This window comes from Cryobacterium sp. N21 (genome assembly GCF_002929575.1).
Classification (GTDB): Bacteria; Actinomycetota; Actinomycetes; order Actinomycetales; family Microbacteriaceae; genus Cryobacterium; species Cryobacterium flavum.
Genome location: NZ_PJJQ01000021.1, coordinates 1 through 13,994, shown reverse-complemented (window position 1 = coordinate 13,994; position 13,994 = coordinate 1). Strand labels below are relative to the sequence as shown.

Genomic DNA, 13,994 nt, shown 5'->3' with positions numbered 1-13,994 from the left:
CTCACTCGGCTGTTAGGACTCGCTGCCCCGACTCGCCCAACTCTTTCCACAGCTGCACGGCGAGTGAGAAGGTCAGCATGTATTGAGGGTCGCGCGGGTCCATCCCAAGCAGTCCTTCGATGCGGTCGAGCCGGTTCCCGAGGCTGTGTCGGTGCAGGCTGAGGGCCAACGCCGTCGGCCCGGGATGACAACCAGCATCGAAATAGGCGATCAGAGTTTCCAGCAGGCGAGTGTCGTCAGCGATATCCCGTTCGATCAGGGGCCCGAGCAGCCCAGCCAGAAACGATGTCGTCGCGTCAGAGCTCAGCAAGGGTGCCAGCATCGACTGGATGCCAAGGTCTTCAACTCGCTGGATTCCATTCTGGGTGAGACTCTGCTGTGATGCAGCGATGTTGGCCTCGCGCATAGCTGCACGGAGGTTGATCGCATCAGACTTCACCCGGCTAACGCCGATTCTGACCCCGGTCCAACCGCGGCCGACACACGCTTCCAGGAGTCGTTGCGCCTGATCAGTTCCGGATTCCTCGATGAGGCAGTAAACGTGCTCGTCGATCGAACCAACAATGGGAGTTCCCGATGTTTCAAGCGCATCCTCAGCAAGGGAACATACCTGCCCTGTGCTGAGTTCGACTGGGGCGTTCAGGCAGAGCACCCGATACCCCTCGACTGCTTGGAAACCGAGATTTTGAAGTTGGTTTCTCGCGTCCGACAGGCTGAGACTGCCCTCATCGAGGCCGCGCAGGAAGGGTTCCACCGCAGAGCGGCGGGCGCGCCGAACGGTCTGCTGCCGACCAAGTTCAAGAAGCACGGCGACCGCGCAATGCCGAAACGCAAGTCGATCCCGGTCAGTAGCCGCCCGGGTGCTGCGAAATGCAAGAAAGACCTCCGGGTTGCGCCAAACTCGCACGGTAGCGGCGGTGATCGTCGTGCCATCCGGCTGTGTTTCCTCGGCCCAGTCGTGGTCGTGGAGCAGGCGCTTCGCCGTAATGAACAGGCTCTCTACTTGGGTCACGATGCGTGCGGAAGGTTGCCGCGAGCCGACGATCTCGCCGAAATAGCTGTAGGCGACGGCTTCTACCTCGGGCAGCGGTCGCAGCGCCAAGCGCAACGCACCGCTGATTCCAGCGTTCGCGAGCAGCGCCCTCGCCAATTGCTCATGCAGATCGAGCGCCTCTTCAGCCCGGCGATCACGTGCCTGTACTAGTTGCGTATTCCATTGGCGTGACAAACGCGTCGGCGTCAGAGCACTTTCGACCGTAGCGATGGCTATGTTTCGCAGGCGCGCCGCCGCAAGTACATCTGGGTCCAGATCGACGGCGCCACCGAGAACTGCAATTGCGACGGAACCGCACTCAACCGCGTAGTCGATCGCCAGGAGAGCCATGTCGGGTCGTGCCAGCAGAAGGTGGCCTGCCAGATCGCCATCGATGTGGTCCGGTGACCAAACGGTGACCCAGGCAACGGTGGCGTTCAATCGGTGAGCGGGCGCCCAGAGCACGCTCGTCGTAATCAGTGCGGGCTGGGTTTGCCACAGTGCGCGGAGATCAGTGCCGGTCGTGTGGAGGGAAGCGCCGGGGATCATATCTCGACCATAGAGGGTCAACGTTCCAGCCAGGGGACGGCGCAAGCCGCTTAGGCCCACCGCACCTCCTCCAAGTCGTGAAGATTTCACCTGCGCGATCACGGGATGCGCTGCTCTCCTCCCTGTCGTACACACCAATCGACACAGGAGCCACCGATGATCGACATCAACCCGAACGGCACGGGCCTTCCCGGCATTGAGCAGCTGCGCGTCATCGTCGGCGCGGTCATGACCATCGGCCTCGTGCTGAGCGTGCTCGCCCTCATCGTCGCAGCAATTGTCTGGGGGTTCGGCGCCAATTCATCCAACCCCCACCTGGCCTCCCGTGGCAAGACCGGAGTGATGGTGGCCTGTGGCGCAGCGATCATCTGCGGCGCCGCCGTCACCCTCGTCAATTTTTTCTGGAACGTCGGCCAGTCCGTCTGACCCCGAATCCGAACGGGGCAGCTGATGAGCGTGTGCGATGTGCCGGTCGTAGCGGATGTCTGCACCGGCGTGGGCGACGTTGCATCCGCTGTCGTCGCCGCCCCCTTCGGCTGGCTCGCCGGCGCAATGGGTTCCACCGCCGCCTGGCTTTTCGAATCCGTCTGGGCGGCCTTCGACACGACCACCCTCGTCGACCTCACCGACCCGACCTACATTGACGTCTACAACGTGCTCTTCGGTCTTGCCGTCTTCGTCACCCTGATCTTCTTCTGCCTGCAACTGATCACCGGTCTCGTGCACCGCGACACCACAGCGCTCTCCCGCGCCGCGATCGGCGTCGCCAAATCGATTCTTGGATCCTTCGTCATCATCACCATCACCGGCCTGCTCCTCGAAATCACCGACCAACTCTCCATCGGCGTCGTGCAGGCCAGCGGCAACACCATGGAAGGCATGGGCCACCGCATCGCGCTGCTCGCCGTGGGCCTCACCGCGATCAGCCCCGGCGCACCCGGCGTCGGCGCCATCCTCACGATCTTCCTCGCTGGCCTCGCCATCAGCGGCGCGGCCATCGTCTGGTTCTCCCTGCTCATCCGCAAAGCCCTGCTGCTCGTGGCCATCGTCTTCGGACCGATCGCCCTCGCCGGCGCCACCTGGGACGCCGCCAAAGGCTGGTTCTCCAAATGGGTCGCCTTCGTTATCGCGCTCATCCTCTCCAAGCTCGTGCTCGTCGTGATTTTTCTGGTCGCGGTCGCGCAGGTCTCGGCCCCGATCGATGCGGACCTGGCCTCCGTCAGCGATCCCATCGCCGGCATCGTGCTGATGTTCATAGCCGCCTTCGCGCCCTACATCACCTACAAGTTCCTCAACTTCGTCGGCCTCGACATGTACCACGCCATGTCCAGCGAGCAGGAAGCGAAGTCAGCGCTGAACCGCCCGGTGCCAGTGCCGAGCGCACCGATGATGAGTAGCGCGCAGAAGGTTCTGGGCCCGGGTGGCAGCGGTGGGGCGACATCAGCTGGCCCTGCACCAACGGCACCGTCCAGCAGCGGCGGGCCCGGTCCCTCGTCGTCGGCTGCCGGCACATCTGCGTACGCTGGTGCTGGGTCGAGCGCCGGAGCAGGCCGCGCAGCAGTGGGTGCTGGCGCCGGCGTGGCCACCGCGGGAGTTGCCGCCGGAGCGGCGGTCGTCAGCACCGCAGCCAAGGCCGGCCCGAAGATCGGCAACGCCGTCGCTCAGAGAGCGGATGCCCACACCCAATCCGCCGGCAACGCCAGCGCCCCGAGCGCGCCGGCATCCAAGCAGACGCGACCACCGGCATCCGCTTCACCGCAGGAGCTGCCAGCCGGACGAAAAATTAGGGACGTGTAGCCATGGACACCGACACGAACCGTACTGACTACCGCCTTGCACCGGTGCAGTTCTCGCGACTGACCAAGCGTGGCATCCTGCTGGGCCTGTCGGTGCCGCAACTGGTCGCCCTGTCGATCGGCACGCTCACCATCGTCACCGCGCTCTACACGGCCGGCGCCACCGGCGTCGCGTGGACGAGCCCGATCTGGGGTATCGCAGCGGTGATCGCGGGAATCCCGATCGGTGGGCGCAAAATCGTCGAGTGGATGCCGGTCGTCACCCGGTGGGTGTGGCGTTCGGGTCATGAGCAACTGACCTACCGGCGCCGCATCATCCGCCCGCGCCCGGTGGGGACGCTGTCGCTGCCAGGCGATGCGGCCGCGCTGCGCGAATGGAACGATCCTGAATCGGGAGCGGTCATGATCCACGACCCGCACGCGAAGACCCTGACCGCGGTCGTGACGGTGTCGCACCCGGCCTTCGCGCTGCTCGACCCGGACGAGCAGCATCGGCGCGTGGTCGCGTGGGGGCGCGTGCTGGCCGGCGCCTGCCGATCAGGACGCATCGCGCGCCTGCAGGTGTCCGAGCGCACGCTGCCCGACTCGGGCACCGGCCTGTCCGAGTGGTGGGAGGGGCACGGCATCAACGACGACAGTTGGGCCGCGACCACCTACCGTGACCTCATCAACCGGGCCGGGCCTGCCGGTGAACGCCATGCCACGACGATCGCGCTCTCCCTCGACCTCAGTGCTGCGTCCCGGCAGGTACGCACGCAAGGCGGCGGCATGCGCGGCGCAGCGACGGTGCTGCGGCAGGAAATGACGGCCCTGACCGGGGCGCTGCGCGCGGCGGATCTCACCGTATGCGGCTGGCTCACCGCCGACGAGCTCGCAGTCATTCTGCGAACCGCCTATGACCCGGCCATTGGTATCGATCTGGAGCGGCATCCGCTGGTCGGGCGGTCACTGGCCACGGCCGGACCAGTCGCGGTCGCCGAGAGCTGGGATCACCTCCGCACCGACAGTGCGTTTCACGCGGTGCTATGGATCAGCGAATGGCCCAGGTCGCAGGTGTTCCCCGGATTTCTGTCGCCGCTGGTCTTCACCAACGGCATCCTGCGCACGGTGTCACTGCACTACCTGCCCGTGCGCGCCGACCGGGCCGCGCGCGACCTGCGCAAGAAGAAAACCGAGCTAATCAGCGACGCCCACCAACGCATTCGCATCGGCCAAATAGAGGATGCCGGCGCCACCGCCGAATACGACGACCTCCTGCACCAGGAAGCCGACCTCACCGCCGGCCACGGCGTGCTACGCACGACCGGGCTAGTGTGCGTGACCGCTCCAACGGTCGATGAGCTTGATGCTGCGGTGGCGTCGATCGAGCAGGCCGCGATTCAGGCGTCGTGTGAGACGCGGCGGCTCGTGGGCCAGCAGGCGCAGGCGTTTACGGCGGCGGCGTTGCCGTTGTGTCGGAGCGTGTAAGCCGTTGAAGGCTCACCTCTTAGCCATTTTTAGATATCGTGGTCGCGGATCACTCTCAGCTGCGAACGAACAGCGCGAACGCCCTGTCGGACGAAATCTTGAGCTGGCCCTCAGACACTGTGCGCTGAACTGACCAGGTGTTCAGCTGCCACCCGACTGCGGAAATTCCTTCGAGCGCAGACTCCCAGTCAACATGACGTTGAGCCATCCGCGAGGGTTCATCGGCCGACTCGAATATCTGCTCCACTCCCGTACCCGCAAAGTCGACAAAACTCGGTGCGTAGAAGGACTTCCCCTCATCCCAAGCCTTTTGAGCATCCATGGAGATCTTCTTGTTGGCGCTGCTGCTCTTTTTTGTCATCGGGTTCCTCCGCAGTCGACGTTTCAGCCTCGCGGCTGCTTGGGATGCTGCGCAGGTGAAATCCTGCCCAACTGTCAACATCTTCGCAGAAGTAGGTCGCCGGCAACTAGTTCCAGTAGACCCGACAAGACCGCGCTATGCGACGCGACGATCAAGCCAGCCGCGGCTGGTGTGATCCTTCCTTGCAGTACTGTGCGAGCGGTGCGCTCCTGTCTTGTAAAGCGATGGGAGTCAATATGCTCGACAGGCCGAGAGTACGCGATTGCCGATGGATCAGTGTCGTGTTCCTGCAAGGAACTGAGGCCGACATGGTGATCCGACTAATCGACCAAAGCGGAGCATCCGCTGCCTTCGACTACCTGCAGCCACGGGACCTCGGCGAGGCCACGACCGACGCCGCCCTCGAGAACGGGTACGTCTACGACAGCATCCCGGCCGGCCGGACCGACCACATCATCGAGCACGACGGCTCTCCGTACGCACTGACTTACAGCAGGACGTACCGGTACGTTTCACTGTTGCGGTGGCATCCGATTGAATCTGAAATGCAACCGGCACGGCTGGCTCCCCGTCGAGACGACATCTGGGCCGCCCCGCGGTCGGCGCGCCTGGCCGAGCGCACGGTCACGCTGTGAAAGACACGCTTGTAACCGAGCGGATGCACACGGCCGCGCTGGTCGAGCCGCGTGGCGAGCTGCGCCGCGACCGTCGAGCCCGTCGACGAGAGGCAGCGAAGATCGAAGCGGATGCGCAGACAGCGAAGGCTCTCGCGGCCCGCACGCGCTGGCACGCCGAGCGGGACGAAGCACGTTCGGGCGCCTACCTACCCAAAGCTGGCGAGGGAGGCCCTGCACAGCTACGCACGCCCGGACGATTAAAACTTCCCAAGCACCAAGACACCACGGCAACGCTGTCCGGCCACTACCCGTTCCTCGCCGAGGCGGGACTCGGCTCGGCCGGCGTCTTCGTCGGGCAGGACCTCTACTCGGGCGGATCCTTCGTCTACGACCCGTGGGTGCTCTACCAGCGAGGCCTGATCACCGCGCCGAACATCGTGCTGGCCGGCATCGTCGGCTCCGGCAAGTCCTCGCTGGCGAAGTCGCTCTACACCCGCTCGCTCCCCTTCGGCCGCCGCGTCTACGTACCCGGCGACCCGAAGGGCGAGCACACCGCCGTCGCCGAGGCCGTCGGCGGCAAGGCCATCATCCTCGGCCATGGACTGCGCAACCGGCTGAATCCACTCGACGAAGGCCACCGCGCCGCATCCGTGTCGGACGCCGAATGGTCGGCGCAGCTGGCCGCACGCCGCCGCGACCTGATCGGCGCTTTAGCGGAAACCGTGCTCGATCGACCACTCAACCCGCTCGAGCACACCGCGATCGACCTCGCCCTGGCCGATGCCGTGCGCAGCTCCGAAGTGCCGATTCTGCCCATGGTGGTTGATCGCATCCTCTCCCCCAACCCCGAGGACGACGAGGGCCGCCTCGCCGCCGATGGACGCCTCGTCGGCCATGCACTGCGACGACTGGTGGCAGGCGACCTCGCCGGACTGTTCGACGGACCCTCCACCGTGCGCTTCGACCCGTCGCTGCCGATGGTCTCGCTCGACCTGTCTCGGGTGGCCGAGAACTCGACGCTCATCTCGGTGCTGATGACCTGCTCGTCGGCGTGGATGGAATCCGCCCTGGCCGATCCGGCCGGCGGCCAGCGCTGGGTCATCTACGACGAGGCCTGGCGGCTCATGGCGTATCCGGCGCTGTTGCGCCGAATGGACGCCCAATGGCGGCTCGCCCGGCACTTCGGCATCGCGAACATGCTCATCTTCCACAAGCTCAGCGACTTGGACAACGTCGGCGATTCCGGGTCGGCCATGCGGGCACTCGCGTCGTCGCTGCTGGCCAACGCGGAAACGCGCATCGTCTATCGGCAAGAGGCGGACCAGCTCGGCTCCACCGCGAGCGCACTCGGCCTGAGCCGAACCGAACAGAGACTTCTCCCCGCGCTCGGCACCGGTCAGGGCCTTTGGCGCATCAAAGATCGCAGCTTCGTCGTGCAGCACCAGCTGCACCCCGACGAGCTCGCGGCCTTTGACACGACGGCCCGGATGACGTCTGGGCAATAACTGCGCACCTTGTCTTCGATTGAGGAGGCCTGGTCATGGAACGAGAAGCGCAAGTGATGCTCGCCGGACGGCCCAAGGCCAGCGCCGTGTCCTTCCGACGGACGAAACTTCTCTTGCTCCCCCACGAGCCCGTTCAGCCGTACCGGCCCAAGTCTGAATCTTCAAGCGGATGACCACCCAGCGACCGCAGACCGGCCTCGGCGACGAGCTGACCAATCTTGGCATTGGACTCCTGATCGCTGCCGCGGTGTTAGCCCTGCTTCTTCGCGGCTCGGGAGCTGTCGCGGCCTGGGTGAGTGGAATCGCGCAGCCCAACGGCGGGCTGGAGTCCGGACTCGCCGTGCTTCTCGACCCAGGAAACCCGGCCGCAGCGCTGCGGGCACCGAATCTGAACCCGGTCGCATACTGGGTGACGACGATTGTGTTGGTGGGGCTGGCATCCGCCTTGGCGTTTGCGTCGTGGCACATGTTCAGGGGCGTCACAACAAAGACCGACCCCTACCGCATCGCTGGCATCGCGACCCGGGCTGAGGTTGCTCACGCCGCGTCGCATTCGGCCATTATGAAACGCGCCGCGCATCTTCGACCGTCGCTCGCCAAGGCCGGCCCGAGCGATGTCGGGTATCGGATCGGGCGATCGCGCAACACTGCGGTGTGGGCGAGCGTCGAGGACTCGATCCTGGTGATCGGGCCGCCGCGCTCTGGCAAGGGGGCGCACATCGTGATCAACGCCATCCTCGACGCCCCGGGTCCGGTCGTGACCACGTCGACGCGCCCCGACAACCTCACCACGACGCTGCGCGCTCGGCAACGGCTGGGGCCTGTGGCGGTGTTTGATCCGCAGCAACTTGCCGCGGGCGTTCCGGTAGGCCTGCGCTGGTCGCCAATCCGCGGATGTGAAGACCCGCTCACCGCGATGATCCGCGCGGCGGGACTCGCTGCCGGAACCGGACTGGCCGCGGGCGGAGTTGATGGCGGCGGATTCTGGGAAGCCAAGACCCGCACGGCCCTCCAGTCAATGCTGCACGCGGCAGCGCTCGACCACTGCTCGCCAGCTGACCTCTTTCGGTGGACCCTCGACCCGGCCGCCGCCCACGATGCAGTCTCCATACTGTTGAGCACGCCGGGCGCGGCCACAGGCTGGGGCGACTCCCTCCGGGCCACGCTCGAGGCCGACCCGCGCACCCGGGATTCGATATGGCAAGGGGTCGCACTGTCATTGGGCGCCTTGGCTGACCCACGCGTGTTGGACGCCGTCTCTCCGCCAGAGGGCGAGGGGTTCGACCCCGAGGGGTTCCTACGCAGCAACGGCACCCTCTACCTGCTCGCCACCGGCGCGGGCTCGAACAACTCGGCCGCCCTCGTCTCGGCTTTCGTCGAGGACCTCGTCGAGACCGCTCGCCGCATCGCCGCCCGAAGCGCCGGTGCGCGGCTCGACCCGCCGCTGCTGCTGGCGCTCGATGAGATCGGCAACCTAGCGCCACTCCCCTCGCTTCCCACGCTGATGGCGGAGGGCGGCGGCACCGGAATCACAACCATGCCCGTGCTGCAGTCGCTCGCTCAGGCACGCACGAAGTGGAGCGACAACGCTGCCGGCACCATCTGGGACTCATCGATCGTCAAGATCGTGCTCGGCGGTGGATCCAACTCGCGGGACCTGCACGACCTCTCGACTCTCATCGGCGACCGCGACGAATCGACCGACTCGACCACAATCGGTGATCGCGGCTCGCGGTCGTCGCAGCGGTCCATCCGCCGGGTGCCGATCATGCCTCCTGACACGATCCGCACCCTGCCGTTTGGTACAGGATTGATCATGCTTCGAGCGGCCCCGCCGATCATCGCGAGCCTGCAGATGTGGACTGCCCGGTCGGATGCCAAGGAGCTGCGCGCGAACCGCGAGGAAATCGAAGGATTGATGCGGGCACCGACTCGGCCTGTGCCCGCACCCGAGCCGGTCGAGCCGGAATGACGACCAGCCGCCCACTCCGATACCGTCTAGACTGCCCTCATATAAAAGAGGTCTCGTTACCGACCTGCGGACATCCGCTCTACTTGCATCACCAAGCCCTCGACGGGATTACCCCGGGGTGAGGACGCAGAACTCGTTGCCCTCGGGGTCGGTGAGAACCACCCACGGCACGTCGCCCTGCCCAATGTCAGTATCCATCGCACCCAGAGATCTCAACCGGGCCACCTCACCCGCCTGGTCATCACGAAGGTACGGACGCAGGTCGAGGTGGACGCGGGTCCACATCGTGACGTCGGGAACGCGCACGAACTCCAGATACGGACCGACCCCCGCGGCCGACCGCAGCCGTGCAAAATCGTCGGTCACCTCGTGCAGGGTCCAATCAATCGCCCCGTTCCAGAAACGGGCCATCGTCCGTGGATCAGTACAACTGACCACCACCGCGGCGATCGGCCCGGTGTCCGCATAGATCGTCCGCGGCTCGAGCACACAGAACACATTTCCCTCCGGGTCGGCCAGAACCGCCCACGGCACGTCGCCCTGCCCAATATCAGCGGATGTTGCGCCCAGCGCCTTCAATCGCGCGACCAGTTCCGCTTGATGAGCCAAGGACGACGTGGCCAGATCGAGGTGTGCGCGGTACTTCACCGCCTCGGGGTCTGGAACCGTGACGACGTCGACGCAGACTGCGACCGGATCCGGCAGGACCATGCCGGGCGGTTCAACATTAGTCACGCCCGGACCTTCGCTGGACACACCCCAGCCGAGCGCATCCGCCCAAAACCTGCCGAGCACCGAATCATCCCGGGCCTTGAAATTCACCTGAACCAGTCGAAGGGCCATGGCGCCCAAGCCTATTCGCCTGCCACATTTGAGACCAGACACTGCCCGCGTTGACCTTCAGGTGGCAGTCGGGCCTCGCCGGCCGGGTCCCGTCGAGTACCGGCAAGAATGCCATGACGCGCTTGGTGCACCTCCTAGTGAGCGCAGATCACGACGGTCTGCCCACATGACAGGAGGCAAAGTCCCATGGCACTTCACACCCAGCAATCGCTATCCGGTTTCATCGCATCAGACCCGCAAGAATCGGTCACCGAGAACGGCGACACTCGCTTCCATGCGCGAGTTGGCCAGCCGCACTTCCGTCACGAATACAGCGGCAGCTTTACCGTGCTCGAGCCGACGTTCCACGACCTCGTCGCCTACCGTGCCACCGCTGAACGAGCTCTAACCCGCTTCGTCAAGGGCGACAGCTTTGTCGCCGAAGGATATGTGCGCACCTTCCAGGTCGAGCACGACGGCGAAACCGCCCAACGCGAGGAATTCGTCGCCAAGAAGATCGGCCACGACCTCGCCCGCACCAACTACCAGGTCGACCGTACCCATCGCGACGTTTCGAAGACCGCGCGGGATACCGAGGTTGAGCACGAAGCGGCGCACACAGGCTCGAGGCGGTGAGCGGGCGATGTCAGAGTCACTCGTCGAGTGGGCTTCCGGCGATCACGATGACGCGTTCAGGGCGAGCTCGTTGGACGACCTTGACGGCCCTCTCACGGCCGAGCCGCCGCATCCAATCAATTGGAATCTGCTCAGCGCCGACGACGCCGAGGCCGAATGGATCGAACTCAACCGGTGGGTGAACTGGCTGCGACGCACCTACGGGCTGCCGGCATCCATTGTGCCGCCGTTCTGGCATCGTCACGCCGAACTCGTCTGGGAGCTCTCCGCCCTGCACCTGCACTGGCTTGGCGCCTACGACCCCGACCAGCACGGCTCCGCCCCGCTCGGCTGGCATCGCGACTTCGCGGATGCCCGCCAGCGGCTCCGCGACTGGGTCGCGATCTCGGGCACGCGGCTTGAGCGGGACCGGGCAACGCGACAGACGGCTTGGCCAGGTGAACCTCTGGCCGACGCAGTTGAGGACGTCGTCATCGGCGATCGCGACGAGGACTTCGTGGAATTCGTCGTCGACGACGTGGCAAGGCGACGCGAGGCCGGAGCTCGTACCAATGCTGGACCCGATTTTCCCTGATTCGTCTATGGGCATCCGGGTCAGTACGACTCGTCGTGGGCTCCCCCATCGTGGCCCGGCGCCTTTCCTGATGTACCGGTGGGATTTGAAACCTAATGCGGCCCCAATTAGGCTGCGGGAACGGCTTCAGATCCGCACTATTACGCGGCTTTTCGATCAGTTGGACACCCTTGAAAGCGATGTAGTTTCGTTCAAATGTTGCCAAAATGTTGCCACGGGTGTCCGCCGCGCCATTAGCGGTCAATACCTCCCGGCATCACGCCGTTCTCGACGGCAGACGGCTCGATCATCGACCACCGAATCGCCTCGGCGGCTCTCGACTGGTGAAAAGGCCGCTTGCACATCGCCCGTCTTCCAACCCATGGGATATGGGATGTCTCACCGCAGTTCCGTCACCGCCTAGCTGCGCAAGTTTCGGCCGTCATTTTCAAGAATATTGCGCCGATCCGCTCGAATTTCGGTCACAGTCACGGCTTCTTGAGTTGAGGCGACAGTTAGTACACGCCAGAAGATCCAAAGCCGACGAAAGACGTGTTCACTTGAGCTACTCTGATCCACAAGGATGTGGGGACTCAATGAGCAAAAAGGTCCGTTTGGGATCAGGGTTCAATATCGGCGGGGATCAGGCCGAAGCTGACCCCATACTCGACGAAGCGTTTTATTCCTCGGGGCAATACGCAACGCTTGCGGACCGTCTGGACACAAGATGTTTCATTGTCGGGAGAACCGGATCAGGAAAATCCGCAGCTCTCAAAAGGCTTATGGAAGACCACCCTGAAAAAGTCATTCGCATCGTCCCTGAGGACCTGTCGCTGCCCTACATAACGAATCTCGATGTTGTGAAGAAGCTTCAAGCTCTTGACGTCGACCTCCAGTCGTTCTGGAAGGCGCTCTGGCGACATGTGTTCATCGTGGAAGTAATTCGACATCGATACAAAATCGACAACGCCGACAGTAAGTCGACGGTTCTGCAAACGCTCCGTGAAAAAGTCGCGCGGAACCCGGGAAAGAAGCTGGCTCTCGCATACCTTGACGAGTTTGAGGGCAAGTTTTGGGCAGAGACAGACGAACGTGTTCGCGAAATCACCTCGACGCTTACGAAGAAGATCGAGGGTGACGCTGAAATGCGTGCAGGGCTTCCAGGTATTGGGTCCGGCGCTGGTTCGACGTCCGGATCTGTCGAAATGTCGGAATCCGATCGTCGGGAACTTGGCCAGCGGTATCAGCGCATCATCAATGAGACGCAACTAGCGCGACTGAACAAGATGATGGATGTCCTAGACGAAGACGTCCTCGGGTCTACACAAGACTTCACATATATCGTCATTGACGACTTGGATAAGGACTGGGTTGATGCAGTTCTCACTAATGATCTGATCATGGCCCTCTTCAAAACGGTGCATGACCTCAAACGGGTGAGAAACCTAAAGGTCCTTGTGGCACTTCGCACCAACATTTTTGAGCATCTTGATTTTGGGTCGGCAAGTGGTGGGCAGGAAGAGAAGTACCGCTCTTTAGTTCTTCCCATGAATTGGACACGTCAGCAGTTGGAAAGTCTTATCGACGAACGCACAAGGGTTGCGAGTCGTTATCAAAAAGCGGACACGGTGTCCTTTCGTGGAATCCTCCCTAACCAGAACGCAAAACGAGGGAGTGCACTCACTTATCTATTGGACCGGACGCTTCTGCGTCCTCGCGATCTCATTTCCTTTGTACGGGAGTGTCTGCTGCAGAGTGAGGGGAAGAGCCAAATCTCATGGGATGCGATCAAGCAGGCCGAGATTGTCTACTCGGAAAATCGGCTGCTTGCTCTGCGGGATGAATGGAAGATCAATTACCCCGGGATTGATCGCGCATTTGAGACATTCCGACATGCAAGCGGAAGGATGAATCGGGAAGAGATCGAGCGTCGGCTCGATGACTGCATCCTTTTACTCGCGGAGGATGGTTTCACGGGAAAGGGGTGGCTGGAGCCGCTGGGGGCGGCCGTACTGTCAGGGCACTCGAAACAGTCTTGGGCTGCGCGCTACGGGCCGATTCTAAAGATGCTTTACAGCATCGGTTTCTTGGGCGTCGCTTCCCAAGGACGAAGAAACCCGACGTTTTACATCGAAGAGCCCAATTCGCTCAAGTTCGAACGTCAGATTGACTTGGTGGAGTCGTACTTCGTTGCTAGGGCGTATCACTCCGCTCTCGAAGTCAAAGTGAGTGACTAGCTCCTATGGAAGTGCGCAGGAGAGGTCGTTAGGTGCGGGTTCAAGCAATTTTTCCAGCTACGGATGGTGCGTTCGAGCAGGGGCCATCGTCCAAAGTAGCTGTCTTGTATCCCTGACGATATAAGACGTCTCACCGCCGCGACCTGAGCTTCCTCAGAATCGCCGGAATCTTGTGGCGGGCCGATTCTCATAACTACGTCGCATAACCACATGCCTGAACCGTGGTACCCGCCATTGGTTAGGAGACACCCCGGGAGCAGAAAAGACGAAACTGATCGGTGTCATTTTTCGAATTCGTCTGCACTAATGTTCGTACTCGCGTGCACACCTCGCTCCAGCCACCGACGAACCTTAATTCCCGTAAAGGGAACGGCGGATTCAACCGGTCGTCGCAACACTCGATTTTTGTGAGGTGTTGTACGTGTGGTCGAAATATGAACTGGTAG

The 13,994-nt window shown here is 63.2% G+C and carries 12 protein-coding genes; 9 read left to right on the top strand and 3 right to left on the bottom strand.

Annotated features, from left to right (window positions below; translation table 11 throughout):
* Window position 1: 1 nt before the first annotated feature.
* A complete protein-coding gene (locus tag CXY77_RS01330; RefSeq protein ID WP_104129474.1) occupies window positions 2–1,582 on the bottom strand; it encodes a CdaR family transcriptional regulator in 1,581 nt (526 codons plus the stop codon).
* A gap of 156 nt (window positions 1,583–1,738) precedes the next feature.
* On the opposite strand from CXY77_RS01330, the gene CXY77_RS01325 reads away from it, so the two are divergent.
* From CXY77_RS01325 to CXY77_RS01315, 3 genes are read left to right on the top strand one after another with little or no spacing between them, the layout of a single operon-like run.
* Window positions 1,739–2,008, top strand: coding sequence for a DUF6112 family protein (locus CXY77_RS01325; RefSeq protein WP_104090819.1), 270 nt, complete (start codon window positions 1,739–1,741; stop codon window positions 2,006–2,008).
* Window positions 2,009–2,032: 24 nt separating this feature from the next.
* Window positions 2,033–3,379 carry a conjugal transfer protein TrbL gene (locus tag CXY77_RS20025; protein ID WP_104129473.1) on the top strand — a complete coding sequence of 449 codons (1,347 nt, stop codon included), beginning with the start codon at window positions 2,033–2,035 and terminating at the stop codon, window positions 3,377–3,379.
* 2 nt (window positions 3,380–3,381) lie between these two features.
* Window positions 3,382–4,845 carry an SCO6880 family protein gene (locus tag CXY77_RS01315; protein ID WP_104129472.1) on the top strand — a complete coding sequence of 488 codons (1,464 nt, stop codon included), beginning with the start codon at window positions 3,382–3,384 and terminating at the stop codon, window positions 4,843–4,845.
* A gap of 55 nt (window positions 4,846–4,900) precedes the next feature.
* On the opposite strand, the gene CXY77_RS01310 is transcribed toward CXY77_RS01315, so the two are convergent.
* Entirely contained in the window at window positions 4,901–5,206 is a 306-nt protein-coding gene (locus CXY77_RS01310; RefSeq protein WP_104129471.1) for a hypothetical protein, read from the bottom strand.
* Window positions 5,207–5,514: 308 nt separating this feature from the next.
* Between CXY77_RS01310 and CXY77_RS01305 the strand changes: the two genes are divergently transcribed.
* From CXY77_RS01305 to CXY77_RS01295, 3 genes are all read left to right on the top strand, one after another.
* Window positions 5,515–5,841, top strand: a complete 327-nt coding sequence (locus tag CXY77_RS01305) for a hypothetical protein (protein ID WP_140425437.1) — start codon at window positions 5,515–5,517, stop codon at window positions 5,839–5,841.
* 23 nt (window positions 5,842–5,864) lie between these two features.
* Window positions 5,865–7,328: an ATP-binding protein gene (locus CXY77_RS01300; protein ID WP_104129469.1), complete on the top strand. Its 1,464-nt coding sequence runs from the start codon at window positions 5,865–5,867 to the stop codon at window positions 7,326–7,328.
* 169 nt (window positions 7,329–7,497) lie between these two features.
* The gene (locus tag CXY77_RS01295; protein WP_104129468.1) at window positions 7,498–9,300 is read left to right on the top strand and encodes a type IV secretory system conjugative DNA transfer family protein; all 1,803 of its coding nucleotides are present in this window, start codon (window positions 7,498–7,500) and stop codon (window positions 9,298–9,300) included.
* A gap of 108 nt (window positions 9,301–9,408) precedes the next feature.
* On the opposite strand, the gene CXY77_RS01290 is transcribed toward CXY77_RS01295, so the two are convergent.
* Window positions 9,409–10,143: a VOC family protein gene (locus tag CXY77_RS01290; RefSeq protein WP_104129467.1), complete on the bottom strand. Its 735-nt coding sequence runs from the start codon at window positions 10,141–10,143 to the stop codon at window positions 9,409–9,411.
* A 186-nt stretch (window positions 10,144–10,329) separates the two neighbouring features.
* Between CXY77_RS01290 and CXY77_RS01285 the strand changes: the two genes are divergently transcribed.
* The 3 genes from CXY77_RS01285 to CXY77_RS01275 all read left to right on the top strand — a co-directional run bounded on the left by CXY77_RS01285 (window position 10,330) and on the right by CXY77_RS01275 (window position 13,548).
* The gene (locus CXY77_RS01285) at window positions 10,330–10,758 is read left to right on the top strand and encodes a single-stranded DNA-binding protein (RefSeq protein WP_104129466.1); all 429 of its coding nucleotides are present in this window, start codon (window positions 10,330–10,332) and stop codon (window positions 10,756–10,758) included.
* A gap of 7 nt (window positions 10,759–10,765) precedes the next feature.
* Window positions 10,766–11,332 (top strand): hypothetical protein, encoded by a 567-nt coding sequence (locus tag CXY77_RS01280; RefSeq protein WP_233197160.1) that lies wholly within the window; start codon window positions 10,766–10,768, stop codon window positions 11,330–11,332.
* Window positions 11,333–11,907: 575 nt separating this feature from the next.
* On the top strand, window positions 11,908–13,548 hold the full coding sequence (locus CXY77_RS01275; RefSeq protein WP_140425436.1) for a P-loop ATPase, Sll1717 family: 1,641 nt from the start codon (window positions 11,908–11,910) through the stop codon (window positions 13,546–13,548).
* The last annotated feature ends 446 nt before the right edge of the window (window positions 13,549–13,994 follow it).